Below are 25,020 nucleotides of genomic sequence, written 5' to 3' on the forward strand. Positions count from 1 at the left end.
ACTTTCGACCCACCTTCCAATTGATAGCCAACACACATCAATCCATCCAAATTTGTCACTTATCATTTCTAAATGTGTCAGCCACTATTCTCGGTCTTAGGCGAAACAAGCACTTTAAAAAGAACGCTGGAGACACAAAACCATGACTAGCCCTACCCGGCCCGACTCTGCCCGTTCGAAAGTTGGTGCGGTATTCCGCGTTACTTCGGGCAATTTCCTCGAACAGTTCGACTTCTTTCTGTTCGGTTTCTACGCCACCTACATTGCTGCCGCGTTCTTCCCTGCCGCTAATGAGTTTGCGTCATTAATGATGACCTTCGCCGTGTTCGGCGCAGGTTTCCTGATGCGTCCGTTGGGCGCGATCATTCTGGGTGCCTATATCGATGACGTCGGTCGTCGCAAAGGCCTGATCGTGACCCTGTCGATCATGGCCAGCGGCACGCTGCTGATCGTGCTGGTGCCCGGTTATCACACCATTGGCCTGTGGGCGCCGGCGCTGGTGCTGCTGGGCCGCCTGCTGCAAGGTTTCTCGGCCGGCGCGGAGCTGGGCGGTGTCTCGGTATACCTGGCCGAAATGGCCACCCCGGGCCGCAAGGGTTTCTACACCAGTTGGCAATCGGGCAGCCAACAGATCTCCATCGTGGTCGCCGCTGCACTGGGCTACGGCCTGAACGTGTGGATGGAACCTGCCGTGGTGGCCGATTGGGGCTGGCGCATTCCGTTCGCCGTCGGCTGCGTGATTATCCCGTTCATCTTCATCTTGCGTCGCAACCTGCAGGAAACCGAAGAGTTCGCCAACCGCAAGCATCGCCCCACCATGCGTGAAGTGCTGGCCACCCTGGTGAAAAACTGGTCCGTGGTCATCGGCGGCATGCTGATGGTGGCGATGACCACCACCGCGTTCTACCTGATCACTGTGTACGCACCGACCTTCGGCAAGACCGTGTTGCAATTGAGCACCTCCGACGCCCTGCTAGTGACCTTGTTGGTAGCCGTGTCGAACTTCATCTGGCTGCCGATCGGCGGCACCCTCAGCGACCGCTTTGGCCGCAAGCCGGTGCTGATCGCCATGACCGTACTGACCGTTCTGACTGCCTATCCAGCACTGTCCTACGTCGTAAGCGCACCGAGCTTCGCCCATATGCTGGAAACCCTGCTGTGGTTCTCCTTCCTCTATGGCCTGTACAACGGCGCGATGATCCCGGCGCTCACCGAGATCATGCCGGTCGAAGTGCGCGTGGCGGGCTTCTCCCTGGCCTATAGCTTGGCGACGGCGATTTTCGGTGGTTTCACCCCGGCGATCTCGACCTGGTTTATCCACATCACCGAAGACAAGGCTTCGCCGGCCTACTGGATGATGTTCGCTGCCGCGTGCGCCCTGTGCTCGACGCTGGCGTTGTATCGCCGCGCCAACAGCCGTGGCCAGGTGATGCAGGGGGCGGCATGATCAAGCCTCTGTTCAAGACCCTGACGGCCCTGGCCCTCGGCGCCCTGGCGCTGACGGCCCAGGCCGAAGCACTCAAGGTGATGACCTCCGGTGGCTTCACCGCTGCGTATAAATTGCTTGGCCCGCAGTACGCCGAGCACAGCGGCGACACCCTGGACACCATCCTCGGTCCGTCGATGGGCAAGGCGCCGGAAGCGATTCCCAACCGCCTGGCCCGTGGCGAACACGCGGATGTGGTGATCATGGTCGGCTACGCCCTGGATGACCTGATCAAACAGGGCAAGGTCGACAAGGCCTCCCGCGTGGAATTGGCAGACTCGCGCATCGGCCTGGTGGTGAAGGAAGGCGCGGCCAAGCCAGCCATCGGCACCGATGCGCAGCTCAAGGCCGTGCTGAGCAACGCCAAGTCAGTGGCGTATTCGGACAGCGCCAGCGGCGTGTATGTCGAGAAAGAGTTGTTCAAGAAACTCGGCATGCCCGCCAAGGGCACCATGATCGAACGCATCCCGGTGGCCGAACAGGTCGCCAAGGGTGATTACGAGGTGGGCTTGCAGCAGGTGGCGGAACTGCTGCCGGTCAAGGGCGTGACTTACGTCGGCAAGATCCCGGAAGACGTGCAATCGGTCACGCGTTTCGCGGCGGGCATTCCAGTGAATGCCCAACACCCTGAACAGGCCAAGGCGCTGTTGCAGTACCTGGCCTCCCCCGAGGCGCAACCGGTGGTGCAATCCACCGGCCTGGACTCGGTGTCACGCTGACCGGAACGGCATCTCCCGCACCAACCGCTCCAACTCCAACGCCGCTGGCGGCAATGTCCGCCCGCGGCGTTTTATCAAGCCCACATTGCGCATCACCTGCGGCTCCACCAGCGGCACGCTGACCAGAATCGGGTGCTCATTGGACGGCATGGCAATCGACGGCACCATCGCCACCCCCAGCCCGGCTTCCACCAACCCGATCATTGTGGTCACGTGATGGGTCTCGCAGATACTCGGCTTTTTCACCCGCACACCGCGCAAGGCCTGATCCAACAGAAAACGGTTGCCTGAGGTTTTGTCCACCGTGATGTAGTCATGCTCATAGGCCTCGGCCCACGGCACGCTCTCACGCCCGGCCAGCGGATGATCACGGCGACAGGCCAGCACATAGCGTTCCTGCAACAGCAACTCGAACTCCACTTCATCGGCCAGGCTGCCACTGAAACTCACGCCAAAATCCGCCTCGCCACTTTCCACCGCGTTGCACACTTCACCGGCGCTGGCATCCAGCACCCGCAGGCGAATCTTCGGATACAGCTTGTGGAATTCGGAAATCACGTGGGGCATGAAGTAGTACGCCGTGGACGGCACGCAAGCGATGGTGACATTACCCATGCGCGTTGAGGCGACGTTGCTGATACCCATCAGCGCCACGTCAAGGTCGTCGAGCATGCGCTCCACTTGCGGCAGGAACGCGCGGCCGACCATGGTCAGGCTGACCCGCCGCGTGGTGCGCTCGAACAGCTTGACGTCGAGGGCGGTCTCAAGCTTCTCGATGCGGCGGCTCAGGGCTGGCTGGGAGATACGAATGGCCTCGGCGGCGCCGCGAAAACTGCCCTTGTCTACCACGGCGCGGAAGGCTTGGAGGTCGTTGAGGTCGAAGTTGATGATCACAAGGAGACGCCAGGGTGGTCGAGGTGGGTTGGCATTATCGTATGGCAACTGAAGGCGCGCCATTCATGCTGGCAGCGGCTTGCATGAATAACCCTGCTACAAATATGAAGTCATACATATCAGTGGGTTATTTACCCACTTGAACCACGCAATCGCCAAAAAGCGTCAATACTTCCGGCCTGACCTACTCACCGGGAGAGAGAATGACTCATGGAAACCTGCCAGAACCCCTGCCTTTTTTGGTGCGAAGATGAGACATCGGATATCAGCGTCGATCAGTTGCTTCTTGCATCACGCCAATGGTCAAGTAGGATTGAATCCTACCCATCATCGGCAGACATCCAAATGCGCTCGACCCAACAAATGAGCATCACCTTGCCCATCGAAATGGCTGCCATGGTCAAGGCCAAGGTCGCTGCCGGTGACTATGCCAGTGAAAGTGAAGTGATCCGCGATGGCTTGCGCGTACTGCTGGCACGTGATCGCGCCATGGAAGCCTGGTTGCGCGACGAGGTGATTCCAGCGGCGGCCGCCCTTGAGGCGAATCCTGGGCGAGCACTGTCCGCCGAGCAGGTTCGTGAACACATGAAGGCCAAGCGTCAACGAAAAGGTTCCGACAAACCGTGAGTTATGGGGTAGCCTTTTCGCCTAAAGCCTTGGCGCAACTTGACGCCCTTGAAGACTACATCAGCAATGCTGGCTCCCCGCAGGTTGCTGAACGCTTTATCGACAACCTCATCAGCTACTGCGAAAGTCTTTCCCTGTTTCCCTTGCGCGGCATTCGCCGTGACGACCTGTTACCCGGACTGCGGATCACCCATTACCGGCACACCACCAGCATTGCATTCAGGGTGGACGCCAATACCAACACGGTATCGATCCTGGGGGTGTTCTACGGTGGCCAGGATTACACGGTGCTGTCACAGGAAGACGCGGACTAGTCCCTGACAATAAGAGCGATCAATGACAAATACCGCTGGAAGAACCAATGGCACACGCTTTCGAGCCTTGAAAACAGGGCTCTGGGTGATCGGCATGCTCTGTGCGGCCACCCTGGGTTTCTTCGCCTGGCAAAGCTTCTACCCGGTGAGCGCGGCAAGCGGTTGGCAGGTTCAGGTCGTGCACCGCGATGTACCGAAAGCAGCCTCGCTGCTGCCGCAACCGGACGGCTCGCTGCTGGTCAGCCAGGAACTCGACAGGGGCATGGGCAGTATCGTACGCATCCGCCCCGACGGCACACGCGAGGTGGTGGTGGCCAACCTGTCCAAACCCGACGGCATGATCCCGACCCATGGCGGTTGGGTGTTCAGCCAGGAATCTGGCGGCCTGCCCGTCAGTTTCTACAAGGACGGTGTGGTCACCGAACTGTTCAAAGGCGAAAGCGTGCAGGGGCTATGGGATGAAGGCGATGACCTCTACGCCATCGAAGACCGCAACCCTACCGGTCGCCTGATGCGTTATCGCTGGAGCGACCAATCCCTGACCGTGTTGCGCGACCAGGTGAATGAAGGTGAATCCATCATCCGTTGCACCGATGGCCGCCTGCTCTACAACGAAAAAAAGCGAGGCGTAGTGCGCGAGTTGACCGACGACGGCAGCGACCCGGTGATACTCAGCAACCTGAACCAGCCGACCTTCCTGATGTGCGATGAACGCGGGTTGTGGGTCAATGAAGACTCCACACACCGGGCGCGCTTGCTGCTGATTGATAAACAGGGGCGCCAGCAGACGATTCTTTCATTCCTGAAGGCGCCCCAGTCGATTGTGCCGACGGGCCGCGGAAGTTATCTGCTGGCTGAGGGCGGCAGGAATCGGGTGCTGGAACTGACGCCTGAGTAACGTTTTGTCTTGGGGCATGCGCTCGTCGAGCGTACGAGAGCATGTCCTTCGCACGGGCATGGACGCCATGGGGAAGGTCTAGGCACTTTCCCTTAAGCAGGGTTGAAATGGAAAAGACTGTCATTGCAGCTGTATTGATTTTTTGCATGACCGGCTGTGTCGGCGTGCAAGTTTCACTTCCGGATAAAAAGAACGAGCGCATCGCAGATCACCAAAAATCGCCTGATGAAAAATCAGAACGCGAATGGTGCGGCATGACACTTTGGGTTGGGTTGCCTCTGCCTTTGCAGCTCCCTGTTTGCCAGTCACGCCCCCCACCCTCCTACCTATATGCATGCGGGCCTTTCATGTTCCTGGGACCGATCATGCACAGCTATAAGGGAAATGCCTTGTGTGGAAAATTTCTTTGATAGCCATCCGCAAATACTGAAAAAAGTGACAAAAACCTCTGCTTGCACAAGTCCCATCATGGGACTAAGATCTCCTCATGAGAATTATCGCGATCAGCCAACTCAAGACCTTTTGGCAGAAATACCCGGATTCTGAACAGCCATTGCTGTCCTGGATAGACGAGGCAAAAAATGCCAACTGGTCAGCACCGACTGACATCAAGGACCAGTTTCGAAGCGCCAGTATTCTCAAGAGCCGAAGAGTCGTCTTCAATATTAAAGGCAACGACTACCGGCTAGTGGTCGCTGTGGCTTACCGCTACGGCGCTCTCTACATCAAGTTCGTCGGCACACATAAGCAATACGACGCGATTGACGCCGATACCGTTGAAACGGAGTAACCCATGAACATCCGCCCTATTCACACTGAACAGGACTACAAAGACGCACTCAAGTCAGTTTCCCCACTGTTCGACAACGAGCCAGACCCAGGCACACCAGAAGGTGATTATTTTGATGTGATGATCACCTTGATCGAGGCCTACGAAGCGAAGCGCTTTCCAGTAGACCTCCCTAATCCGGTCGATGCCATTCGCTTCAGGATGGAACAGTCTGGGCTATCGGCAGCCGACCTTGTGCCCGCGATCGGTCGTCAAAATCGCGTTTATGAGGTGCTCAATGGCAAACGCGCACTGACGTTACCAATGATCTGGAAGCTGCATGAAATGTTTGGCATTCCTGCCGAAAGCCTGATCAGGCCCGTAAAACACGCGTGAAGGCAGAGGCTGGTTGATCGAACACACCGATATTATGAAAGCCTGTCGAGTATCGGGCTCGGCAGGCTTTTCTTATCTCTTGAGCGCTTCATCAACCCTCGGGGCGATGACACAAAACGCCTACTGACAAGTCCCACCCTTATGATGCGAGCCCGTGCCACCCACTGGATGCGTCCCCTTCGGACACCCCATTGCCAGCATCGGGCTAACAGCCAATACCACCAGCAAACCCAGCAACGACAGCTTCTTCATAGCATCCTCCGTGACCATCACGACACGTGATGGCACAAAGATATCATGCATCCAAGAGGCGATCGCCTTGTTATTTCACCCAGGCTTGCGGGCTACTGAAAAACGCTTGCGCATTGCTGTCCAGCGTCTCCAGGTGATAGCCCCCCTCTTGCACAATCACACAGGGCAGTCCCAGCCCACGAATGCATTCCCCCAATCGGGCAAACCCTTCACGGGTCACCGCGACTTTGCTTTGCGGGTCCAGCTCGTAGATATCGAAGCCTAGGGACAACACCAGCACATCCGCCGAAAACGCCTTCACCGCCGCCAGCGCCTGTTCGAGTTTTTCGAAGAACAGCGCCTCACTGGCGCCGTGGGGCATTGGCAGGTTGAGGTTGAAACCCTCGCCGCTGGCGCTTCCGCGCTCTTCGGCAAACCCCGCGACGCCGGGATAGAAGTTGGTGGGGTCGCCATGGATCGAGACGTAGAGCACGTCGTCACGCTCGTAGAAAATGTCCTGGATGCCTTGGCCGTGGTGCATGTCAGTGTCGAGTACGGCAACGCGCTGAAAACCGTCGCGCAGCACCTGGGCCGCCACCGCAGCGTTGTTGATGTAGCAGAAACCTCCCGCCGCATCGAAACGCGCATGATGGCCCGGTGGACGGCACAGTGCGTACGCGGCGGGTGCGCCGTCGAGAATATCCTTCGCCGCTGCGACGGCACTCTGCGCGGACCAATAAGCCGAACGCCAAGTGAGTTCGCCGACAGGGCAACTGCCATCGGCCAGGTAGCGCGCAGCCTGGGCGAGGATGCCGCGCAAGGCGTTGGGCTCGCGTACAAAGATGTTGGACATGACTTCGTCGCCCCAGTCTTCGGGGACTTCTTTCCAGCGTGGGTGGGCCTCTTCAAGAAAGGTCAGGTAAGGCGCACCGTGCACGGCCAATAACGGGTCCAAGCCATGGTCCTGGGGTTGCTGGATATCAAACCCCAGGGTTTGCGCCGCCAGCAACAGGTTGCGGGCGCGCTCCGGAACCTCTTGAGGCGTGCGCATCTGGCCTCGGGAGTAGTAGCTGCGTGGATGGTGCAAGAGTTGCTCGGGGTGAAAAAACGTACGCATGGAAGTCTCCTTACTGAACCTGGCCGGCGCGTTTCAACACGGCGTTGAGCAATACATCGGTGCCCTGGCGCACGTCCTCGGGCAGTACGTCTTCGGCTTCGTTATGGCTGAGTCCGCCGACGCACGGGATGAAAATCATCGCGGTTGGGCAATAGCGCGCCAGGTGAATGGCATCGTGGCCGGCGCCGCTGACAATACGTTGCTGGCTGTAGCCCAAGGCATCGACCGCATCCTGCACGCAGGCCACGCATTGCGCGTCGAACGGGGTGGCCGGGCTGATCCAATGAGGGCTGATGGTGACGCTCAAGCCGCGTATTTCTGCGATAGCCTCCAGGCGTGCTCGCACCTGTTGTTCCATGGCATCAATGTCGGTATCACGGTGATGACGCAGGTCGACGGTAAAACTCAACAAGCCCGGAATGGTGTTGCGCGACGATTTGGCGATGCTCAATTCACCGACAGTGGTCAGGCCTTCTGGCGCGAAATCCGCAGCGAGGCCTTCCAGGGCCTGAATCATTTGTGCAGCCCCATACAACGCGTCCTTGCGCAGCGGCATCGGCGTGGTGCCAGCGTGAGCGGCCATGCCTTCGACCCGTACGTCCAACCAACGAATCGCTTGCCCACCGGTGACGACGCCAATGCTCTTGGCGTTATCTTCAAGGATCGGACCTTGCTCGATATGCGCCTCGAAATACGCATCCACCGCGCCACCCAATGGGCGTGAAACGTTGTAGCCATTGGCGCGCAACGCCTCTGCGACACTGACACCGTCGACATCCGTCGTCGCCAGTGCCTTGTCCAGCGCCAGGGTGCCGGTAAACACCGCAGAGCCGAGCATGGCCGGGGTAAAACGGGCGCCCTCCTCGTTGGTCCACACCGCGATTTCCAGCGGCTTGCGAGTCTGGATGCCATGGTCATCCAGGCTGCGAATCACTTCCAAACCGGCCAATACACCATACACACCATCGAAGCGTCCGCCCTCTGGTTGGGTATCGAGGTGGCTGCCCATCATCACCGGTGCCGCGTCGTTGTCAGTACCGGCGCGACGCGCAAACAGGTTGCCGACGGCGTCCACGCTCAGGGTCAGCCCGGCAGCAGTGCACCAATGGCTGAACAGTTCACGGCCCGCCTGGTCTTCGGCGCTCAAGGCCAAACGGCAACTGCCGCCACGCGCAGTGGCGCCGACCTCGGCCATGGCCATCAGGCTGGCCCATAGGCGCTCGCTGTTAATCTTCAACATTACACAATCTCCATCAGACGCTATGCGCCATTTCATGACGATGAGCCGTGGCGTGGCGACGTGACAGCGCCAGTACGCACACCAACGACACCGCCGCAATCACGCTGTAGAACACCGCCATCGGCCACCACTGGCCCTGGTATTCATGGGCCAGCCAAGTGCCGATCAACGGCGTCAGGCCACCGGCCAACGCGCCGCACACCTGGTAAGCCAGGGAGATCGCGGTGTAGCGCACACGGGTTTCGAACAAACCGCTGACGAACCCGGCGATCACGGCATAAAACGAGGCCATGCACACCACAGCCAGGGCGATGCCCAGGATGATCAACGGCGCCTGGCCGCTGCTGACCAGCACAAACATCGGGTAAGGCGAGGCCATCGCCAGCACGGTCATGGCGCAGAGGAAACGCGTGGCACCGACCTTCTCGGCGACCCACGCGGCCAGCGGCTGGACGCAGAATTGAATGATGGCGACGAAGAACAAGCACTCTAGAATCAACGAGCGCGGTAGGCCCAATTGCTGAGTGCTGTAGGCAATCATGAAGGTGTTGGTGAAATACACACCGGCGATGCCCAGGGTGTTTGCGCCAATGCACAGCAACAGAGGGCGCCAGGCCGTACGCAACACTTCAATCACAGGGGCTTGGTCTTTCTTGATGGCCCGCGCTTTTTCCGCCAGGGCTTTGTCTTCGAGGAACTCAGGGGACTCGTTGACGCCCAGGCGAATCGCCAGGCCCACGACCAACAGCAAGGCACTGGCCAGGAACGGCACGCGCCAGCCCCAACTCATCAGGTCCTCTTCCGGTAAACGCGTCACGGCGCTGAACGCCAACAACGAAAGAATCAAACCCGCCGGGCTGCCCAACTGAGCGAACGAGGCAAAGAAGTTTCGACGACCTTTCGGCGCATGCTCGCCGGCCATCAACACCGCCCCGCCCCACTCGCCACCGACCGCGATGCCTTGCACCACGCGTAGCAGAATCAACAGCACCGGCGCAGCCGCGCCAATTTGCGCGTAGGTCGGCAACAGGCCAATACACACGGTGACCACACCCATCATCACCAGCGTGATCACCAAGGATTTCTTGCGACCGATGCGGTCACCGATATGGCCGAACACGATGCCACCCAACGGCCGCGCAAAGAAACCCACGGCAAAGGTGCCGAACGCGGCCATGGTGCTGAACAGTTTGTCTTCAGAGGGGAAAAACAGCTGACCGAACACCAGCGCGGCGGCAGTGGCGTAGATGTAAAAGTCGTACCACTCGATCATGGTGCCGATAAAAGCGGCGGCCGCAGCACGGCGAGGCTGGGGCGAAGCGGAAGGCTTCATGGGGCTGGCTCCTTTGGTTATTTTTTTGGCAGGAGAAAGGTCGAACACGTGCGCTCTATGGGCGCTTGTTGAGGGTAATTTTTCGTCTCGGGGCTAGGATTAGTCAATTTTCTATTTATTATTCAGATTATAAATCCTGCTTATGATTGAGCCGAAGCATGTCCGAACTCCGTCGCAATACTCACCCGCTACTCAACGACCGCCTGGACTGGAACCTGCTGCGCACCTTCCGCGTCATCGGCCAAGAGCTAAGCATCAGCCGCGCCGCCGCCCGCCTGCACTTGACCCAACCCGCCATCAGCCAGGCCCTCAAGCGTCTGGAAGAACAACTTGGCTGCGAACTCATCGCCCGCCGTGGCCCACGCTTTGTGCTGACCGAAGCTGGCGAACAAATCTTCACCATTGCCGGCGAGATGTACGGACAGGTGTCACAGATGAGCAACGCGCTGCAAAAACCCGGCGACGAAGTGATCGGCAAGGTGCGGCTGTTGATGATCAGCCGAATCAATTCGGACACCTTCGATGACTTTCTCGCAGGCTTCCATCGCGAACATCCTCGGGTGGACCTGGAGGTCGAAGTGATGCGCAGCTCGGACATCGTCGCCGCGCTCCTGGAAAAAACCGCGACCCTGGGCTTGAGCCTCAACCGTCGCCCGCAGCCACGCCTGGAACAACACCTGTTCCTGCGCCAGCGCTACGCGTTCTTCTGCGGACGACACCACCCGCTGTTTGGACGCACCGGCCTGGCTGAGGGGGATTTACAGTCGGAAAATTTCGTCAGTTTCACCAGCGACCAGATTGGCGGGATGCTATCGCCGCTGACGATCTTTCGCGATCAACAGGGCTTCAGCGGGCGGATTGTGGCCTCATCGTCCAGCCTGGAAGAAGTGCGACGCTTGGTGATTGCCGGGTTTGGCCTGGGCTGCCTGCCGATTCATGTGGTGGCCGAGGATGTAAAGAATGGGCTGCTCTGGCGGCTGCCGCCGGATGAAGGGATTGCGGATGTGGACATTCACCTGCTGTGGAATCGGGAGCAGAAGATGAGTCGGGCGGAGGGGGTGTTTATTGAGAGTCTTTTGGCGCGGTTGACCCGCTAATACTACCCGTTGATGTACTTGGAGATTTTCCTGACGGGGTTACCAGACGCTTCTCTCAATGAAGCCCTTGAGGGGTATCAACGCAGCACCTACAGTTCTGTCGAGCTGTGCAATGAGGCACAGTTTGATCGCCAATCACTATTCACATAAGCTGGACGCCATGAACACACATCCCTCGGAGGCTCCGATGGCCACCACCCGAAAAGGCGAAAAGCCACGCAAGAAAGTTGTCAGCCGAGAGCTGACCTTCCTTGACGTACGGCAAGCCGCGCGTGATGGCCAGAAAGTCTTCGACTCCTTTGTGATCAGCGGCAAGCTTCCAATCTCCAAGTAGGATTGAATGCCCGCTGTCAAAATCTCCCCACTGTTCCAACAGATCAACCAATGGGAAAATTTCGCCGCGCACTTTTACAACTACAAAGTTTGCGGCGAACTGCCTTCAATTTTCGGTCGAGATGAAAGCCTCGACCTGAGCGACATGCATCATGTCCATCTGGCAAGCACCTCCCGAATCCAAGCTCGATGGGCCAAGATCAGACGCCAGTACGACCGCACCACCGCCACAAACGACCCCAATAACGATTTCTGGCTTATTTACGCTCACGACGAATACTGCGACAGCTACTTGCTGCTGACGGTCGTCGGGCCTGACGCCCACAGTCGCGTCGAATGGGGATCGTACCTGCGCACGATATATAACGATGTAGTTTCGCCATGGATCCTGGGCCGAGCTATCTATCCCGATATCGACGATGTGGGCGAATAGGTCTTGCACCTAAGTCCTTTGACTGTCAAAAGCCGAGTGGCTACAACCCCGTCACATCGATAGCACTGATGATTACTATCGAAACGACAGTCTGCTGAATTTCCCCACCCGGTTCATATAATCGCCTGCCAATCCTTCCCCGCGCCTGGTTTTCAGGCGGCATTCCTCTTGGACTCCAACACCATGCCCAGCACAAGCCAGGCCCCACGCGGCCGTCCCGAACATAATCAACAAAGCGTCAAACAGCAATGGTTGGCGATTCTCTCGGTCGCCGTAGGTGCCTTTGCCCTGGTGACCAGTGAGTTTCTCCCGGTGGGCGTGCTCAACGACGTCGCCAGCGACTTAGGGATCAGCGCCGGTCACGCCGGCTTGATGGTGACCCTGCCCGGCATCATGGCCGCCCTCGCCGCGCCGTTGCTGTCGGTATTTATTGGCGCCATGGACCGCCGCTACCTGCTGATCAGCCTGACGCTGATCATGATCATCGCCAACTCGGTGGTGGCCTTTGCCAGTGACTTCAACCTGCTGCTGTTCGGACGCGTGCTATTGGGCATCAGCATCGGCGGGTTCTGGGCCACGGCCATCGCCCTCAGTGGTCGCCTTGCCCCCAAGGGCGTGGGCGTAGCAAAAGCCACCTCGATCATCATGATGGGCGTCACCCTGGCCACCGTACTGGGCGTGCCCGTCGGCACGTGGCTCAGTGGCCTGATGGGTTGGCGCATGACCTTCCTCGTCACCGCGCTGGTCGGCGTGCCAGTGCTGCTGGCACAGGTCTTTCTACTGCCGCGACTCAACCCGGAAAAGGCGATTCTCATCAGCGATCTGCCGGCCCTGTTTATCAACCCCCAGGCGCGGGTCGGGTTGATCGCCGTGTTGCTGATCGGCCTGGCGCACTTTGCCGCCTACACCTATGTCGCGCCGTTCTTCAAACAGAGTGCAGGCTTTGATGGGCCGACCATTGGTTCGCTGTTGCTGCTCTACGGCGTGGCCGGGGTGATGGGCAACGTGTTCGCCGGTTTCGCCGCCAACCGCAGCGTGCGCCACACCTTGCTGCTGGTGGCGCTGATGATCGGCACCAGCACCGCGCTGTTCCCGCATTTCGCCACCGGCATGACCGGCGCTGCGATGCTGATCGCCCTCTGGGGCTTCGCCTTCGGCGCCTTCCCGGCGTGCGCGAGTATCTGGATGTTTGTGGTTGCGCCCAAGGATGTTGAACGAGGCATGCCGCTGTTTGTGGCGTTGTTCCAGGTGATTATCGCGCTGGGTTCGTTCTTTGGCGGGCGGATCGTTGACCAGATGGGCAGTGCGGTGTTGTTGAGCTTGGCGACAGCGTTGGTCGGTGCTGGGTTTGTGACGGTACTGGTGCTGGGCCGTAAGGTGAGTAACACGCTGGTGGCTCAGGCTGCATAGCCAGACAAGATCCACTAAAAAGCCTGCTGAGCGTTGAGTTCAGCAGGCTTTTTCAATTCCTGCCCAACAGCAAACACACGTCCTGAAAAGCCCGGTAATGAGAATTCCCCCGGCGACGCTTGTGGGCGCACGCCCCTGAGCTAGCCTCGAAAGGGTCGCCGGTGTGGCGACTTACTGTTCAGGAGCGGATATGCCAACGAGATATCGTGATGCGGTGACAGGGGAATACGTGACGGAGAGTGAGGCGAAGAAAAGGCCGAGGGAAACAGTGAAGGAAACCGATAAAAAAACCCCACCTAAGCCACAGGGCAAAAAGTGAGGCGAACTGAAATGGAGAACGCCATACGTCTCAACGGACTTGCCAATAAAACGCCTATCACTCACTGTAAAGACCAATGTCATTACATGAGAAAACATTCCATGGCATCCATAAATGTCCGCATCGATGACGACTTGAAAGCTCGCGCTTATCGTGAGCTGGAAAGACTCGGCGTCACACCTTCCGAACTGATGCGCCAGACCCTGCAATATGTCGCGGAACGTGGCCAATTACCCTTCAAGCCCGTCCTGATGACTGAAGATGACGAAGCCTTGCTTGCGACTGTTCGAGAACGCCTTGCCTCGCCTCAACGCGTAAGGGTTTCTATAGATGACCTATAGCCTTGATTTTGATGCGCGCGCATTGAAGGAATGGCAAAAAATCGGCGATACCGTCCGCCAGCAGTTGAAGAAGAAGTTGGTGGAAATCCTGAAAAACCCACGTATTGAGGGCAATCGACTGCACGGCCTGTCTGACTGCTACAGGATCAAACTGCGCAGTAGCGGTTACAGGCTGTTCTATCAAGTGATTGATCAGGAAATAACGGTGGTCGTTGTGGCAATCGATAAGCGGGAGCGTAATCAGGTTTATCAAAAGGTCTCTGAGCGTTTGAGTTAATGCGGGGTTTGACCGCTCAACACCCATAAAGCCAAAAAACAAAAAAGCCCCGTAGCTTATTCAGCTACGGGGCTTTTTCTATGTAATGGCGGAGAGATAGGGATTCGAACCCTAGGTACCGGTGAAGGTACAACGGATTTCGAATCCGTCCCATTCGGCCACTCTGGCATCTCTCCAACGGCGCGCATCATAACAGCGTAACTTGGGAAAGCAAAGCTCGAAGCGAGATTTTTTTCCGTGCTATCAGATGCTTGCGTCGATTAAAGCGGTACGCCGAGACGGTTGGCGACTTCTTCGTAGGCTTCGATCACGTCACCGAGGCCCTGGCGGAAGCGGTCTTTGTCCATCTTCTTCTTGGTGCCCTTGTCCCACAGGCGGCAGCCGTCCGGGCTGAATTCGTCGCCCAGGACGATGGAGCCGTCGTGGAACACGCCGAATTCCAGTTTGAAGTCCACCAGCAGCAGGCCAGCGTCGTCGAACAGCTTGCTCAGCACGTCGTTGACCTTGAGGGACAACTCCTTCATGCGCGCCAGTTGCTCAGCGGTGCCCCAGCCGAATGCCACCACGTGGGATTCGTTGATGAACGGGTCGCCCTTGGCGTCGTCCTTCAGGAACAGTTCGAAGGTGTAAGGGTTGAGCTTGAGGCCCTCCTCCACGCCCAAACGCTTGACCAGGCTGCCGGCGGCGTAGTTACGCACGACGCACTCGACCGGGATCATGTCGAGCTTCTTGACCAGGCACTCGTTGTCGCCCAGCAGTTTGTCGAATTGGGTCGGAACGCCGGCCTCTTCGAGCTTCTGCATGATGAAGGCGTTGAACTTGTTGTTCACCATGCCCTTGCGATCCAGTTGTTCGATGCGCTTGCCGTCGAACGCCGAGGTGTCGTTGCGAAACAGCAGGATCAGGCGGTTGGCGTCGTCGGTCTTGTAAACCGATTTGGCCTTGCCGCGGTAGAGTTCTTCACGTTTTTCCATGATGGGCTCCGCTTTGAGTGAGGTGGGCTAGGCGATGTGTCGCCAGTCGAGCCCTGAATCTTGATCGGCCAGTTGCAGCCAGTCCGGGTCGCACCCGAGGGTGTCGACAAAACATTGCCGGGCAAGCGTCGGCAGGTTGTTCTTGCTGCTCAAGTGGGCCAGGACCAGGTGTTGCAGGTCTTGCCAGCCCAACTCATACACCAGGTACGCCGCCTGATGGTTGTTCAAATGTCCCAGTTCGCCGCCGACCCGCTGCTTGAGAAAGCGAGGGTAATGACCGCGCGCCAGCAGGTCCCGGCAGTGGTTGGACTCGATCATCAATGCATCGAGGTCACGGTAACCGTCCAGTACCTTGGAGCAATACGACCCCAGGTCGGTGAGCACACCAAAACGCCGCTCGCCATCGCTGAAGACATACTGCGTCGGTTCCTGAGCGTCGTGCGCCACGGCAATCACGTCGATGCTCAACGCGCCGATTTGCAATTGCTCGCCACCGGCCAGGAAACCTGCGGGTTCAATGGGTTTGCGCATCCCGCGCAAGGTGCCGCGACTGAGGTACACCGGAAGATTGTAGCGCCGAGACAGCAAACCCACGCCATGCACGTGGTCGGCATGTTCGTGGGTTACCAGAATCGCGCTCAGCTGCGCGGGGTGAACCCCCAGGCGCAGTAGGCGCCGCTCGGTTTCTTTTAACGAGAAACCACAATCCACCAGCACATACGTGTCGTCATGTGCGACCAGCGTGCCGTTCCCTTGGCTACCGCTGCCGAGAACGGCAAAACGCATCGGATCAGCCCAGGTTGTCCTGAATCACGCCCAACACTTTGCGCGCGGTTTCAGCCGGTGCAACGGTGTTGATGTTCTTCTCGACGGTGACTTGCACGCTGTCGCCCACCTTGCTCAAACGAACCTGGTAACGCTCGGCACGGGTCTCGATCTCTTCCTTGGTCGGCGCACTGCCGAACAATTTGCTGAAGAAACCTGGCTCGTCATCTTTCTTCTCGGCCTTTTCAGCCACGTTGATGTAGTACAGGCCCAGGCTGCGGTTGATGTCTTCAACACGCCAAGGGCCTTGCTCCAACGCGCGGCCAACACTGGCCCAAGCACGGTCCAGGTCTTCACCCAGGTTCAGCACCACGTTGCCGCTACCGTCTTCACTGAGGCTGACGCGGCTCGGGGTGTCGTAATCACGTGCAGCGAGCAGGGAAACCGAACCACCCTTCTCGGAGATACGGCTCATGCTGGCCAGCATCTCGTCGACCAGTGCCGAATCGACACCAGTGTTGACCGAACGGTTGGTGAAATCGACGTTGGCGGTGCTGCCGGCAGGACGCTCGGCGCTGACGACGTAGACTTCACTGGTATTGCGCTGCACGCCGGGCTCGATGCGCACACGCACACGGGCTTCGCTGTCGGCGGCTACACCGCCGGCCTGCAGGCGCTTGGCCATGGTGGCGGACAGCTCGCTGCCTTGCTGCCATGCGGTGGTGAACTCACCGGTCTGCGGACGTTGCTCATCGATGCGGAAGCCATTGTCCTGGAAGAACTGTACGGCCACCGGCCAGACTTCGGCAGGTGGGCGCTGAGCCATGATCCAGCGATTGTCGCCGCTCTTTTGCAGGCTGTAGTCGCTGGCGTCCGCCACGGCCGAGATCGGCTGTGGACGTGGCACGACGTACTCACCCTTGGTGGTGTCGTCGGCAACGTTACGCGGGATCGGCAATAGCGGATCAAGGCGCTTGGCGACGTTGACGTCCGGCGGCAGTTGCATCGGTTTGGTTGCTTGGGCTTCCAGGTAATCGCTACCGCGGTCGCGGAAGTAACCTTCCGGGCCCCAGATCCAACCGCAGCCACTGGTGCTGGAGATAATCAAGGCAAGTGCGGAAAGTCCGGCCAATCGCTTCATGCGTAGTGCTTCCTCAATTAAACCAGGACGCCGGACTGGCGCAGGGCCTGTCGCAGCGGTTCGTGACAGGCTTCGCTCAGACGGGTGAGCGGCAGACGGATACCGTCCGGCATCAGGCCCATCTCGAACAGCGCCCATTTCACGGGGATAGGGTTGGATTCAATAAACAGTGTCTTGTTGAGCGGCATCAGCTTCTCGTGGATCGCGCGGGCGGTTGCGGCGTCACCCGCGATGGCGGCAGCGCACATTTCGCTCATGGCGCGCGGGGCCACGTTGGCGGTCACGGAGATGTTGCCCTTGCCGCCCAGCAGGATCAGCTCGACAGCGGTGGCGTCGTCACCGGAATACACCAGGAAGTCGCTGCTCACGCCGGCCAGGATGTCCTTGGCGCGCTGCAAGTCGCCGGTGGCTTCCTTGATGCCGATGATGTTCGGCACGGTGGACAGGCGGATCACGGTCGCGGCCTGCATGTCGCACGCGGTGCGGCCCGGTACGTTGTAGAGGATCTGCGGGATATCGACGGCTTCGGCGATGGCGCGGAAGTGCTGGTACAAGCCTTCCTGGGTCGGTTTGTTGTAGTACGGGGTCACCAGCAGGCAGGCATCGGCCCCGGCCTTCTTGGCGTTGTTGGTCAGCTCGATCGCTTCACGCGTCGAGTTGGCGCCCGTACCGGCGATGACGGCAATACGGCCCGCTACGCGCTTGACCACGAATTCGATGACCTGGATATGTTCTTCCACATCCAGGGTGGCCGACTCACCTGTGGTGCCGACCGCCACAATGGCGTTGGTGCCTTCTTGCAGGTGGAAGTCCACCAGTTTGCCCAGGCTGTCCCAGTCGAGATGACCTTGTGCATCCATGGGTGTGACCAGTGCCACCATACTGCCCGCAATCATGCAACCGCTCCTGCCGGAAAAAGAGAGCCGTAATGGTACTGGCGCCAAGATGCTTGCACAAGCGAAGTACCGCGTGAGGATGCGTTATGGCGCAACTAAACGACGGGCAATGCCATCATTGGGCCAAAGCACCGCGTGAAGCAGGATGAAATAAGCTCGATCGCGTAATGAAAACGCCACCTCCTATCCCTTGGCGGCGCTTTTCGCTACCCTTCATCCTTTGATCGATACAGCCCTCACGGTATCGACCGCTCATCGTTTTAGGAAGGCTGCATGTCCACCCCCACAGTCCGCGAACAATTCCTTGTCATCAGTGCCCTCGGCGCCAACCCCATGGAGCTGACCAACGTCCTGTGCCGCGCCAGCCATGAAAACCGCTGCGCCGTCGTGACCTCCCGCCTCACCCGCCACGGCGAATGCAGCGCGCTGGTCCTGCAGATCTCCGGCACCTGGGACGCCCTGGCGCGCCTGGAAACCGGCCTGCCGGGCCTGGCCAAGAAGCATGACTTCACCGTCAACGTGGTGCGCAGCGCCGCACTGGAAAATCGTCCACAAGCCCTGCCTTATGTCGCGTACGTCAGCTCGGCTTACCGTTCGGACATCGTCAACGAGCTGTGCCAGTTCTTTATCGACCACAATGTCGAGCTGGAGAACCTGACCTGCGACACCTACCAGGCCCCGCAAACCGGCGGCACCATGCTCAACGCCACGTTCACCGTGACCTTGCCGGCCGGCGTGCAAATCAGCTGGCTGCGCGACCAGTTCCTGGACTTTGCCGACGCACTGAACCTCGACGCCCTGATCGAACCGTGGCGCCCACAGAATCCAATGTAAGGAAGACCCCATGGCAGTTGTCATCGACACACCCGTCGCCGATTTCGAAGCCCAGGCCACCAGCGGCCAGACCTTCAGCCTCGCCGCCCTCAAGGGCAAGCAAGTGGTGATCTACTTCTACCCGAAGGACAGCACCCCCGGCTGCACCACCGAAGGCCAGGGTTTTCGTGATCAGTACGCCGCGTTCAAGGCTGCCAACACCGAGGTGTTTGGCGTGTCGCGCGACAGCGTGAAATCCCACGAGAACTTCAAGGCCAAGCAGGAATTCCCCTTCGAGCTGATCAGCGACAAGGACGAAGCCGTTTGCCAGTTGTTTGATGTGATCAAGTTGAAGAAGCTGTACGGCAAGGAATACCTGGGCGTGGATCGCAGCACGTTCCTGATCGATAAGGATGGCGTACTGCGTCAGGAATGGCGTGGTGTGAAGGTGCCGGGGCATGTCGATGCCGTGTTGGCGGCGGCGCAGGCTCTCAACAAGGCATAAATTGTGGCGAGGGAGCTTGCTCCCGTTGGAGTGCGAAGCGCTCCCAGGTTTTTAGGGTCTGCTGCGCAGCCCAGCGAGAGCAAGCTCCCTCGCCACAAAGAGCACCATCGCTACAACAAGGGGGCAACCACCGGCTCTTGCCGCGGCCACGCATCCAGCACCGCCTTGAACAGTGTCGCCAGGGGAATCGCAAAGAACACCCCCCAGAATCCCCACAGCCCACCGAACAACAACACTGCGCAGATGATCGCGACCGGATGCAGGTTGACCGCCTCCGAAAACAGTAGCGGCACCAGCACGTTGCCATCCAGGGTCTGGATGATGCCGTACACCGCCATCAAGTAGATGAACTGATCACTCCAGCCCCACTGAAACAGCGCAATCAACGTGACCGGCACGGTCACCACCACCGCCCCCACATACGGCACCACCACCGACACGCCCACCAGCAGCGCCAGCAATGCCGCGTAGTTCAGGTCCAGGGCTATAAACGCGATGTAGGTAACCCCGCCGCAAATGATGATCTCGATCACCTTGCCACGAATGTAGTTGGCGATCTGCCGGTTCATCTCCTCAGCCACCCGAGTGATCAACGCCCGCTCACGCGGAAGGTAACCGCGCACCCAGCGACCGATCATGGCGCGGTCCTTGAGGAAGAAAAACACCAGGATCGGCACCAGCACCAGGTAGATCATGATGTTGACCAACAGCGGCAGGCTGGACAGGGAAAAAGTCAGCGCCCATTGCCCGAATTTTCCGATCTCGCCGCGCGCCACCTCGATGGCCTGCAACACCTGCTCATCCGACACCAAATGCGGATAGCGCTCCGGCAACAGCAGCAACAGCGACTGCCACTTGGCGAGCATGCCCGGCAACTCATTGAACAAGGTGATCAGTTGGTGCCACAACAGCGGCAACACCACCACGATAAACAGTACCAGCAGCCCCATGAACAAGGCGAACACCAACCCGACCGCCGCCCCGCCCGGCAAGCGCAAACGCTCAAGGGTAGTGACCAGGCCCTGCATCAAGTACGCCAGCACCATGCCCGCCAGGACCGGCGCCAGCATGCCGCCCAAGGTGAGCACGGCCGTGAAGGCCAGAAACAGCAGGACCGCCAACACCACCGCCTCTTCATCGGAGAAGTAGCGTTGAATCCAGTCTCGTAACACTTTGAACATCAATCAACCTCGGGTGGTGTGGGCAAACGGTTCAGGCCTTGCGCAACCAGTAGCGGTACACACCGGCGGCGTCTTCTTCGTGCAACAGAGTATGCCCGGCCAACTTGGCAAAGGTCCGAAAATCACGCTGGGAACCTGCATCCGTGGCGATTACCTTGAGCACCGCACCACTGGCCAATCGATTGAGTTCCAGTTTGGCCTTGAGTAAAGGCAACGGGCAATTGAGGCCGCTGGCATCGAGTTCGACATCGAAGGCTACAGCGTCGGTCATGGTTTTACTCCGGGCATGGCTTTGGGCTGCTTAGAATATCTGGTCCGAAGCCCAGTGTCCGGCTACAGTAAGCTCTTTGTCGAAAGGCTCTGTGCATGACTTTTTTGCGCCCCACCCTGCTGACGCTGGCTTGCCTGCTGGCCTCCCCAGGCTTCGCTGACGACCTGCCGTCGCTCGGCGACGCCAGTTCTGCCATTGTCTCGCCACAACAGGAATACCAACTGGGCCGCGCATGGCTGGCGTTTTTGCGGGGCCAGGTCTCGCAACTCAACGATCCGCAGCTTAAGGATTACGTCGAAACCAGCGTGTACAAACTGGTGGAGACCAGCCAGGTCAATGACCGGCGCCTGGAGTTCATCCTGATCAACAGCCCGCAACTGAACGCCTTTGCTGCGCCCGGCGGGATTGTCGGGGTCAACGGCGGCCTGTTCCTCAATGCACAGACCGAAGGCGAGTACGCCTCGGTACTGGCCCACGAATTGGCGCACTTGTCCCAACGCCACTTTGCTCGTGGTGTCGAAGCGCAACAGCGTATGCAGATCCCGATGATGGCCGCCCTGCTTGGCGGCATCATTGCTGCCGCAGCAGGCGCAGGCGATGCGGGCATCGCCGCAATTGCCGGCACCCAGGCAGCGGCGATCCAGGAGCAGCGCCGCTTCTCGCGTCAGAACGAACAGGAAGCGGACCGTATCGGCATTCTCAACCTGGAAAAAGCCGGTTACGACCCGCGGTCCATGCCAACCATGTTCGAGCGCCTGATGCGTCAGTACCGCTTCGACGCCAAGCCACCGGAATTCCTGCTGACGCACCCGGTGACCGAATCGCGGATCGCCGATACCCGCAACCGCGCCGAGCAAGCCAAGGCCGGCGGCAAGGAAGACAGCCTGCGCTATCAATTGATTCGCGCACGGGTGCAGTTGCAGTACGAAGACACCCCCGGCCTCGCCGCCAAACGCTTCCAGGCACAACTCGACGAGAACCCGAAAAACGATGTGGCACGCTATGGCCTGGCCATCGCCCAGATCAAAGGCTCCCAGTTCAAGGACGCGCGGGAAAACCTCGCGCCACTGCTGGCCAAGGCCCCGACGGATATCACCTACAACCTCGCGCAGATCCAACTGGACATCGACAACAATCGCTTGCCCGATGCCCAGCAACGTACAGACAAGATGCTCACCCAGTACCCCGGCAACTATCCACTGAATCAGGTACGAGTCGACCTGCTGCTCAAGCAGAACCGCACTGCCGATGCGGAAAAGGCCTTGGATGGCCTGCTCAAGTCGCGTCCGGACGATCCTGACGTGTGGTATCAGGTTGCGGAGACACGTGGCCTGTCTGGCAACATCATCGGCCTGCATCAAGCGCGTGCCGAGTACTTTGCATTGGTGGGCGACTTCCAGCAGGCCATTCAGCAACTGGACTTTGCCAAACGCCGGGCGGGCAGCAACTTCCCGCTGTCGTCGCGCATCGATGCGCGCCAACGTGAGTTGATCGAACAGGAACGCCTGGTCAAAGGGATGATGAGCTAAAGCCATCGCCCACAAAAAAGCCCCGCCTTCGCTAAACGAAGGCGGGGCTTTTTATTGGCCTAGCGGATTACTCGGCCAGCTTGAAGGTAATAAAGCTGGCGCGACCTTGACGCAACACACGCATCGACACCGAACGATTCTTCGGCAGCGCCTTGGCGATGTCGGTGAATTCCTTGGTGGAGTTGATCGCCTGGTTGTTCAGATGAGTGATCACATCGCCTGGCTGCAAGCCGATCAGGGCCGCAGGACCGTCCTGCACTTCCTTGATCACGACGCCGCTCTTGAGGTCGAAGCTCTTCTTCTGCTCAGCGGTCAACTCGACCACGGCGATGCCCAGGCGGTTGCTGCTGCGCTCAGCGCCCGGCTTGGCGTTGCCCAGTGCATCCAGGGTGGCACCTTCTTCAGGGATGGCACCCACGGTCAGCTCAACGGTCTGGCGCTTGCCTTCGCGGATCACTTCCAACTTGGCCTTGCTACCGGCCTTAAGGGCGCCGACCAAGTGCGGCAGATCGGCCGACATGACGATTGGCTGGCCATTCATGCTCAGGATCACGTCGCCAACTTGCAAGCCGCCTTTGGCAGCAGGACCGTCGTCCTGGATCTGTGCGACCAGAGCGCCCGCTGGCTTATCCAGACCAAAGGACTCAGCCAGGTCTTTGTTCACTTCCTGAATGACGACACCCAACCAACCACGGCTGACCTTGCCACCGCTTTTCAGCTGGTTGGAAACATCCATCGCCACGTCGATTGGGATGGCGAACGAAACGCCCATGAAACCGCCAGAACGGGTGTAGATCTGGGAGTTGATGCCGACCACTTCGCCCGCCAGGTTGAACAGCGGACCACCGGAGTTACCCGGATTGATTGGCACGTCGGTCTGGATAAACGGCACGTAGTTTTCGTTCGGCAGGCTGCGACCAATGGCACTGACAATACCTTGGGTCACAGTGTGGTCGAAACCAAACGGCGAACCGATGGCGACTACCCATTGACCGGCTTTCAAATCCTGGGATTTACCCAGTTTCAGCACTGGCAGATCTTTGCCGTCGATTTTCAGCAAGGCCACGTCCGAACGCGGATCAGTGCCCACCAACTTGGCTTTCAACTCACTGCGATCGGCCAGGCGCACGAGAATTTCGTCTGCATCGGCAATCACATGGTTGTTGGTGAGGATGTAGCCATCCGGAGAGATGATGAAGCCCGAGCCCAGGGACTGCGCTTCACGCTGACCACCACCGCCACCGCGCGGTGAACGCTGCTGCGGCATGCCGCGCTCGAAGAACTCGCGCAGCATCGGTGGCAGGCCTTCGAGGTCCGGCATCTGCTGGTTGGAGACTTTGCGGTCCGGCAGTTTTTGCGTAGTACTGATGTTCACCACGGCCGGCGAGGCTTGCTCAACCAGTTGGGTAAAGTCAGGCAGTTCGGCCGCTTGCGCGGTCACTGCCTGGCCCAACACCAACACCGTGGCGACTATGGAAAGGTAAGACTTCAAACGTGGTATCGACATACAGCTCCCGTTACGACGAGCAGGGTTGAGCGACAGGGTTCAAGAAACGTCGGAAACTGCCACCGACATCTTTGTTCCGCGAACAAAACAAGGCCAGAGCCGACAAGCCCTGACCTATAAAAAACATGAGAGATTTTTGCAAGTGAAAATGCTGATCCGGACATTTCATGCTCTCGGCAGCCAACCGGGCGTGAACGTACAGTGAAAGGTCAAGATGAACATAGGATTAACAACTCACGGCTTGGCGTCTGGCTTTTTTTCACCGCGCACCGATAGCGCGATGCGTTCGGCGGTACCAATAGGAATTTCGCCTACAACCGTCACCATCATTTCGCCGTCCACCGTATTCAGTCGACGGGACACAGCGACTGTGGGACCCAACTGGGTACGGGTTTCCGTCACGCTCGCATCGCTGATCGGCTCAAGGAACACTGAAAAACGCGCCAGCCCATCTTCATACATCAGGCTGTCGACGGTCGCTTTGGTTTGGGTGTCCTGGTGTGTACTGCTACTGGTCAGCTGAAAACCGCGCGGCAACCACTCCATGTGCCAGCTCTCGATTGGGGTCACTTGCGCAGCGTTGGTTTTGGCAGCGGCAATGGGCGCGCATTCGCTGCTGGGCTGCAGGTCGTGGTCGTTGGGCGCAGTTGAAGTATCCAGACGCGTAAACTGGAAACGCTCCAGCAACTGGCCTTGGTCATTCAACAACAATGACTTGAGTGGCAGCGCGGTTTCACGGTCCAGATGCAGTTCAAAGCCATAGCGATATTGGTCACGCGGCGTGATCGCCACGATCACCGCATTACGACCGGCCACGCGGGATTTGCCAATGACGGCCAATTCATAAAATTCGTTGAGTTTTTGCGGATCGAGCGCCCGTGACGGGGCGTCCCGGGAATTGCCAAGGCCGGCGACAAGGGTGCCGCTGACGCATTGTGTACGACCATCTACACGCACGACTTCCTGGGCAGATCCATCAAGCTGCAACAGCCGCTCACGGACTTGGCCATCCTGGACACGATGCCAGATGTCATGGGTAGAAAAACTGCCATTACGTTCATACACGAACGTACCTTGAAAGCTTTGCTGCTGCTCTGCACGCCCAAGTCGAGTCAGCCAGTCTTGGGCTTCATCGGCATGGGCGGGTAGTGCAAACCAACCACTGAGCAAAAGCGTAAGGAGCGATATGGCGCGCATAGAGCTC

The 25,020-nt window shown here is 58.9% G+C and carries 29 protein-coding genes and 1 tRNA gene; 17 read left to right on the forward strand and 13 right to left on the reverse strand.

The genetic code is table 11. The annotated features are described in order from the left end of the window. Positions 1-142 precede the first annotated feature (142 nt). Both tcuC and DYL61_RS00940 read left to right on the forward strand, forming a co-directional pair. Complete coding sequence (gene tcuC, locus DYL61_RS00935) at positions 143-1,447, forward strand: MFS transporter (RefSeq protein WP_105696777.1); 1,305 nt, start codon at positions 143-145, stop codon at positions 1,445-1,447. Further along, the gene (locus DYL61_RS00940) at positions 1,447-2,205 is read left to right on the forward strand and encodes a substrate-binding domain-containing protein (RefSeq protein ID WP_135306906.1); all 759 of its coding nucleotides are present in this window, start codon (positions 1,447-1,449) and stop codon (positions 2,203-2,205) included. Before tcuC ends, DYL61_RS00940 begins: the two co-directional genes overlap by 1 nt. Here the strand turns inward: DYL61_RS00940 and DYL61_RS00945 are convergent. Then, on the reverse strand, positions 2,197-3,099 hold the full coding sequence (locus DYL61_RS00945) for a LysR family transcriptional regulator (RefSeq protein ID WP_105696778.1): 903 nt from the start codon (positions 3,097-3,099) through the stop codon (positions 2,197-2,199). The genes DYL61_RS00940 and DYL61_RS00945 overlap by 9 nt on opposite strands. A 345-nt stretch (positions 3,100-3,444) precedes the next feature. Between DYL61_RS00945 and DYL61_RS00950 the strand changes: the two genes are divergently transcribed. From DYL61_RS00950 to DYL61_RS00975, 6 genes are all read left to right on the forward strand, one after another. Next, the gene (locus DYL61_RS00950; protein WP_167497923.1) at positions 3,445-3,726 is read left to right on the forward strand and encodes a type II toxin-antitoxin system ParD family antitoxin; all 282 of its coding nucleotides are present in this window, start codon (positions 3,445-3,447) and stop codon (positions 3,724-3,726) included. After that, positions 3,723-4,040, forward strand: a complete 318-nt coding sequence (locus DYL61_RS00955; RefSeq protein WP_135306823.1) for a type II toxin-antitoxin system RelE/ParE family toxin — start codon at positions 3,723-3,725, stop codon at positions 4,038-4,040. Before DYL61_RS00950 ends, DYL61_RS00955 begins: the two co-directional genes overlap by 4 nt. Positions 4,041-4,134: 94 nt before the next feature. Further along, positions 4,135-4,938, forward strand: coding sequence for a hypothetical protein (locus DYL61_RS00960; RefSeq protein ID WP_135306907.1), 804 nt, complete (start codon positions 4,135-4,137; stop codon positions 4,936-4,938). Positions 4,939-5,045: 107 nt separating this feature from the next. After that, on the forward strand, positions 5,046-5,348 hold the full coding sequence (locus tag DYL61_RS00965) for a hypothetical protein (protein WP_135306824.1): 303 nt from the start codon (positions 5,046-5,048) through the stop codon (positions 5,346-5,348). Between the two features lie 77 nt (positions 5,349-5,425). Then, on the forward strand, positions 5,426-5,728 hold the full coding sequence (locus DYL61_RS00970; RefSeq protein ID WP_135306825.1) for a type II toxin-antitoxin system HigB family toxin: 303 nt from the start codon (positions 5,426-5,428) through the stop codon (positions 5,726-5,728). Positions 5,729-5,731: 3 nt separating this feature from the next. Next, positions 5,732-6,103: a helix-turn-helix domain-containing protein gene (locus DYL61_RS00975; protein ID WP_135306826.1), complete on the forward strand. Its 372-nt coding sequence runs from the start codon at positions 5,732-5,734 to the stop codon at positions 6,101-6,103. Positions 6,104-6,425: 322 nt separating this feature from the next. On the opposite strand, the gene DYL61_RS00980 is transcribed toward DYL61_RS00975, so the two are convergent. From DYL61_RS00980 to DYL61_RS00990, 3 genes are read right to left on the reverse strand one after another with little or no spacing between them, the layout of a single operon-like run. Then, a complete protein-coding gene (locus DYL61_RS00980; RefSeq protein WP_135306827.1) occupies positions 6,426-7,451 on the reverse strand; it encodes a histone deacetylase family protein in 1,026 nt (341 codons plus the stop codon). Positions 7,452-7,461: 10 nt separating this feature from the next. Further along, positions 7,462-8,691 carry a Zn-dependent hydrolase gene (locus tag DYL61_RS00985; protein WP_135306828.1) on the reverse strand — a complete coding sequence of 410 codons (1,230 nt, stop codon included), beginning with the start codon at positions 8,689-8,691 and terminating at the stop codon, positions 7,462-7,464. A 13-nt stretch (positions 8,692-8,704) separates the two neighbouring features. Next, the gene (locus DYL61_RS00990; protein ID WP_135306829.1) at positions 8,705-10,024 is read right to left on the reverse strand and encodes an MFS transporter; all 1,320 of its coding nucleotides are present in this window, start codon (positions 10,022-10,024) and stop codon (positions 8,705-8,707) included. Between the two features lie 158 nt (positions 10,025-10,182). Here DYL61_RS00990 and DYL61_RS00995 point away from each other — a divergent pair, with 158 nt between their 5' ends. The 6 genes from DYL61_RS00995 (at position 10,183) to DYL61_RS01020 (ending at position 14,234) form a co-directional block, all read left to right on the forward strand. Then, positions 10,183-11,121 carry a LysR family transcriptional regulator gene (locus DYL61_RS00995; protein WP_135306830.1) on the forward strand — a complete coding sequence of 313 codons (939 nt, stop codon included), beginning with the start codon at positions 10,183-10,185 and terminating at the stop codon, positions 11,119-11,121. A 187-nt stretch (positions 11,122-11,308) separates the two neighbouring features. Continuing rightward, positions 11,309-11,455, forward strand: a complete 147-nt coding sequence (locus DYL61_RS31220; RefSeq protein WP_167497924.1) for a hypothetical protein — start codon at positions 11,309-11,311, stop codon at positions 11,453-11,455. Positions 11,456-11,461: 6 nt separating this feature from the next. After that, positions 11,462-11,887: a type II toxin-antitoxin system YafO family toxin gene (locus DYL61_RS01000; RefSeq protein ID WP_135306831.1), complete on the forward strand. Its 426-nt coding sequence runs from the start codon at positions 11,462-11,464 to the stop codon at positions 11,885-11,887. Positions 11,888-12,070: 183 nt separating this feature from the next. Beyond that, positions 12,071-13,297, forward strand: coding sequence for an MFS transporter (locus DYL61_RS01005; protein ID WP_135306832.1), 1,227 nt, complete (start codon positions 12,071-12,073; stop codon positions 13,295-13,297). A gap of 420 nt (positions 13,298-13,717) precedes the next feature. After that, on the forward strand, positions 13,718-13,957 hold the full coding sequence (locus tag DYL61_RS01015; RefSeq protein WP_135306908.1) for a type II toxin-antitoxin system RelB/DinJ family antitoxin: 240 nt from the start codon (positions 13,718-13,720) through the stop codon (positions 13,955-13,957). Further along, positions 13,947-14,234 (forward strand): type II toxin-antitoxin system RelE family toxin, encoded by a 288-nt coding sequence (locus DYL61_RS01020; RefSeq protein WP_135306834.1) that lies wholly within the window; start codon positions 13,947-13,949, stop codon positions 14,232-14,234. The genes DYL61_RS01015 and DYL61_RS01020 overlap by 11 nt, the downstream gene beginning before the upstream one ends. An 86-nt stretch (positions 14,235-14,320) precedes the next feature. On the opposite strand, the gene DYL61_RS01025 is transcribed toward DYL61_RS01020, so the two are convergent. From DYL61_RS01025 to dapA, 5 genes are all read right to left on the reverse strand, one after another. Continuing rightward, a tRNA-Ser gene (locus tag DYL61_RS01025) sits at positions 14,321-14,410 on the reverse strand. A gap of 84 nt (positions 14,411-14,494) precedes the next feature. Continuing rightward, positions 14,495-15,208, reverse strand: a complete 714-nt coding sequence (gene purC, locus DYL61_RS01030) for a phosphoribosylaminoimidazolesuccinocarboxamide synthase (RefSeq protein ID WP_135306835.1) — start codon at positions 15,206-15,208, stop codon at positions 14,495-14,497. A 27-nt stretch (positions 15,209-15,235) separates the two neighbouring features. After that, the gene (locus tag DYL61_RS01035; RefSeq protein WP_105696792.1) at positions 15,236-15,994 is read right to left on the reverse strand and encodes an MBL fold metallo-hydrolase; all 759 of its coding nucleotides are present in this window, start codon (positions 15,992-15,994) and stop codon (positions 15,236-15,238) included. Positions 15,995-15,998: 4 nt separating this feature from the next. Further along, entirely contained in the window at positions 15,999-17,114 is a 1,116-nt protein-coding gene (bamC, locus tag DYL61_RS01040) for an outer membrane protein assembly factor BamC (RefSeq protein ID WP_105696793.1), read from the reverse strand. A gap of 17 nt (positions 17,115-17,131) precedes the next feature. Next, positions 17,132-18,010, reverse strand: a complete 879-nt coding sequence (gene dapA, locus DYL61_RS01045; RefSeq protein WP_135306836.1) for a 4-hydroxy-tetrahydrodipicolinate synthase — start codon at positions 18,008-18,010, stop codon at positions 17,132-17,134. Between the two features lie 273 nt (positions 18,011-18,283). On the opposite strand from dapA, the gene DYL61_RS01050 reads away from it, so the two are divergent. Next, a complete protein-coding gene (locus DYL61_RS01050; protein WP_003172487.1) occupies positions 18,284-18,844 on the forward strand; it encodes a glycine cleavage system transcriptional repressor in 561 nt (186 codons plus the stop codon). Positions 18,845-18,854: 10 nt separating this feature from the next. Then, on the forward strand, positions 18,855-19,328 hold the full coding sequence (locus tag DYL61_RS01055; protein WP_135306837.1) for a peroxiredoxin: 474 nt from the start codon (positions 18,855-18,857) through the stop codon (positions 19,326-19,328). 110 nt (positions 19,329-19,438) lie between these two features. On the opposite strand, the gene DYL61_RS01060 is transcribed toward DYL61_RS01055, so the two are convergent. Beyond that, positions 19,439-20,509: an AI-2E family transporter gene (locus DYL61_RS01060; RefSeq protein ID WP_105696796.1), complete on the reverse strand. Its 1,071-nt coding sequence runs from the start codon at positions 20,507-20,509 to the stop codon at positions 19,439-19,441. Positions 20,510-20,540: 31 nt separating this feature from the next. After that, the gene (locus DYL61_RS01065; RefSeq protein ID WP_135306838.1) at positions 20,541-20,780 is read right to left on the reverse strand and encodes a sulfurtransferase TusA family protein; all 240 of its coding nucleotides are present in this window, start codon (positions 20,778-20,780) and stop codon (positions 20,541-20,543) included. A 95-nt stretch (positions 20,781-20,875) separates the two neighbouring features. Here DYL61_RS01065 and DYL61_RS01070 point away from each other — a divergent pair, with 95 nt between their 5' ends. Further along, on the forward strand, positions 20,876-22,309 hold the full coding sequence (locus tag DYL61_RS01070; protein ID WP_105696797.1) for a M48 family metalloprotease: 1,434 nt from the start codon (positions 20,876-20,878) through the stop codon (positions 22,307-22,309). A gap of 67 nt (positions 22,310-22,376) precedes the next feature. On the opposite strand, the gene DYL61_RS01075 is transcribed toward DYL61_RS01070, so the two are convergent. Together DYL61_RS01075 and DYL61_RS01085 are read right to left on the reverse strand one after the other, a co-directional pair. Beyond that, complete coding sequence (locus DYL61_RS01075) at positions 22,377-23,816, reverse strand: DegQ family serine endoprotease (protein WP_135306839.1); 1,440 nt, start codon at positions 23,814-23,816, stop codon at positions 22,377-22,379. A gap of 234 nt (positions 23,817-24,050) precedes the next feature. Beyond that, complete coding sequence (locus DYL61_RS01085) at positions 24,051-25,013, reverse strand: MucB/RseB C-terminal domain-containing protein (RefSeq protein WP_135306841.1); 963 nt, start codon at positions 25,011-25,013, stop codon at positions 24,051-24,053. Positions 25,014-25,020: the final 7 nt, after the last annotated feature.

Origin of the sequence: Pseudomonas nabeulensis (assembly GCF_004682045.1) — a bacterium.
GTDB lineage: Bacteria > Pseudomonadota > Gammaproteobacteria > Pseudomonadales > Pseudomonadaceae > Aquipseudomonas > Aquipseudomonas nabeulensis.

Excerpts from the sequence above, each read along its gene's own strand:
- tcuC (WP_105696777.1), top strand. The coding sequence starts at position 143 with ATGACTAGCCCTACCCGGCCCGACTCTGCCCGTTCGAAAGTTGGTGCG.
- DYL61_RS00950 (WP_167497923.1), top strand. The coding sequence starts at position 3,445 with ATGCGCTCGACCCAACAAATGAGCATCACCTTGCCCATCGAAATGGCT.
- DYL61_RS00960 (WP_135306907.1), top strand. The coding sequence starts at position 4,135 with ATGCTCTGTGCGGCCACCCTGGGTTTCTTCGCCTGGCAAAGCTTCTAC.
- DYL61_RS00965 (WP_135306824.1), top strand. The coding sequence starts at position 5,046 with ATGGAAAAGACTGTCATTGCAGCTGTATTGATTTTTTGCATGACCGGC.
- DYL61_RS00970 (WP_135306825.1), top strand. The coding sequence starts at position 5,426 with ATGAGAATTATCGCGATCAGCCAACTCAAGACCTTTTGGCAGAAATAC.
- DYL61_RS00975 (WP_135306826.1), top strand. The coding sequence starts at position 5,732 with ATGAACATCCGCCCTATTCACACTGAACAGGACTACAAAGACGCACTC.
- DYL61_RS00980 (WP_135306827.1), bottom strand. The coding sequence starts at position 7,451 with ATGCGTACGTTTTTTCACCCCGAGCAACTCTTGCACCATCCACGCAGC.
- DYL61_RS00985 (WP_135306828.1), bottom strand. The coding sequence starts at position 8,691 with ATGTTGAAGATTAACAGCGAGCGCCTATGGGCCAGCCTGATGGCCATG.
- DYL61_RS00990 (WP_135306829.1), bottom strand. The coding sequence starts at position 10,024 with ATGAAGCCTTCCGCTTCGCCCCAGCCTCGCCGTGCTGCGGCCGCCGCT.
- DYL61_RS00995 (WP_135306830.1), top strand. The coding sequence starts at position 10,183 with ATGTCCGAACTCCGTCGCAATACTCACCCGCTACTCAACGACCGCCTG.
- DYL61_RS31220 (WP_167497924.1), top strand. The coding sequence starts at position 11,309 with ATGGCCACCACCCGAAAAGGCGAAAAGCCACGCAAGAAAGTTGTCAGC.
- DYL61_RS01000 (WP_135306831.1), top strand. The coding sequence starts at position 11,462 with ATGCCCGCTGTCAAAATCTCCCCACTGTTCCAACAGATCAACCAATGG.
- DYL61_RS01005 (WP_135306832.1), top strand. The coding sequence starts at position 12,071 with ATGCCCAGCACAAGCCAGGCCCCACGCGGCCGTCCCGAACATAATCAA.
- DYL61_RS01015 (WP_135306908.1), top strand. The coding sequence starts at position 13,718 with ATGGCATCCATAAATGTCCGCATCGATGACGACTTGAAAGCTCGCGCT.
- DYL61_RS01020 (WP_135306834.1), top strand. The coding sequence starts at position 13,947 with ATGACCTATAGCCTTGATTTTGATGCGCGCGCATTGAAGGAATGGCAA.
- purC (WP_135306835.1), bottom strand. The coding sequence starts at position 15,208 with ATGGAAAAACGTGAAGAACTCTACCGCGGCAAGGCCAAATCGGTTTAC.
- DYL61_RS01035 (WP_105696792.1), bottom strand. The coding sequence starts at position 15,994 with ATGCGTTTTGCCGTTCTCGGCAGCGGTAGCCAAGGGAACGGCACGCTG.
- bamC (WP_105696793.1), bottom strand. The coding sequence starts at position 17,114 with ATGAAGCGATTGGCCGGACTTTCCGCACTTGCCTTGATTATCTCCAGC.
- dapA (WP_135306836.1), bottom strand. The coding sequence starts at position 18,010 with ATGATTGCGGGCAGTATGGTGGCACTGGTCACACCCATGGATGCACAA.
- DYL61_RS01050 (WP_003172487.1), top strand. The coding sequence starts at position 18,284 with ATGTCCACCCCCACAGTCCGCGAACAATTCCTTGTCATCAGTGCCCTC.
- DYL61_RS01055 (WP_135306837.1), top strand. The coding sequence starts at position 18,855 with ATGGCAGTTGTCATCGACACACCCGTCGCCGATTTCGAAGCCCAGGCC.
- DYL61_RS01060 (WP_105696796.1), bottom strand. The coding sequence starts at position 20,509 with ATGTTCAAAGTGTTACGAGACTGGATTCAACGCTACTTCTCCGATGAA.
- DYL61_RS01065 (WP_135306838.1), bottom strand. The coding sequence starts at position 20,780 with ATGACCGACGCTGTAGCCTTCGATGTCGAACTCGATGCCAGCGGCCTC.
- DYL61_RS01070 (WP_105696797.1), top strand. The coding sequence starts at position 20,876 with ATGACTTTTTTGCGCCCCACCCTGCTGACGCTGGCTTGCCTGCTGGCC.
- DYL61_RS01075 (WP_135306839.1), bottom strand. The coding sequence starts at position 23,816 with ATGTCGATACCACGTTTGAAGTCTTACCTTTCCATAGTCGCCACGGTG.
- DYL61_RS01085 (WP_135306841.1), bottom strand. The coding sequence starts at position 25,013 with ATGCGCGCCATATCGCTCCTTACGCTTTTGCTCAGTGGTTGGTTTGCA.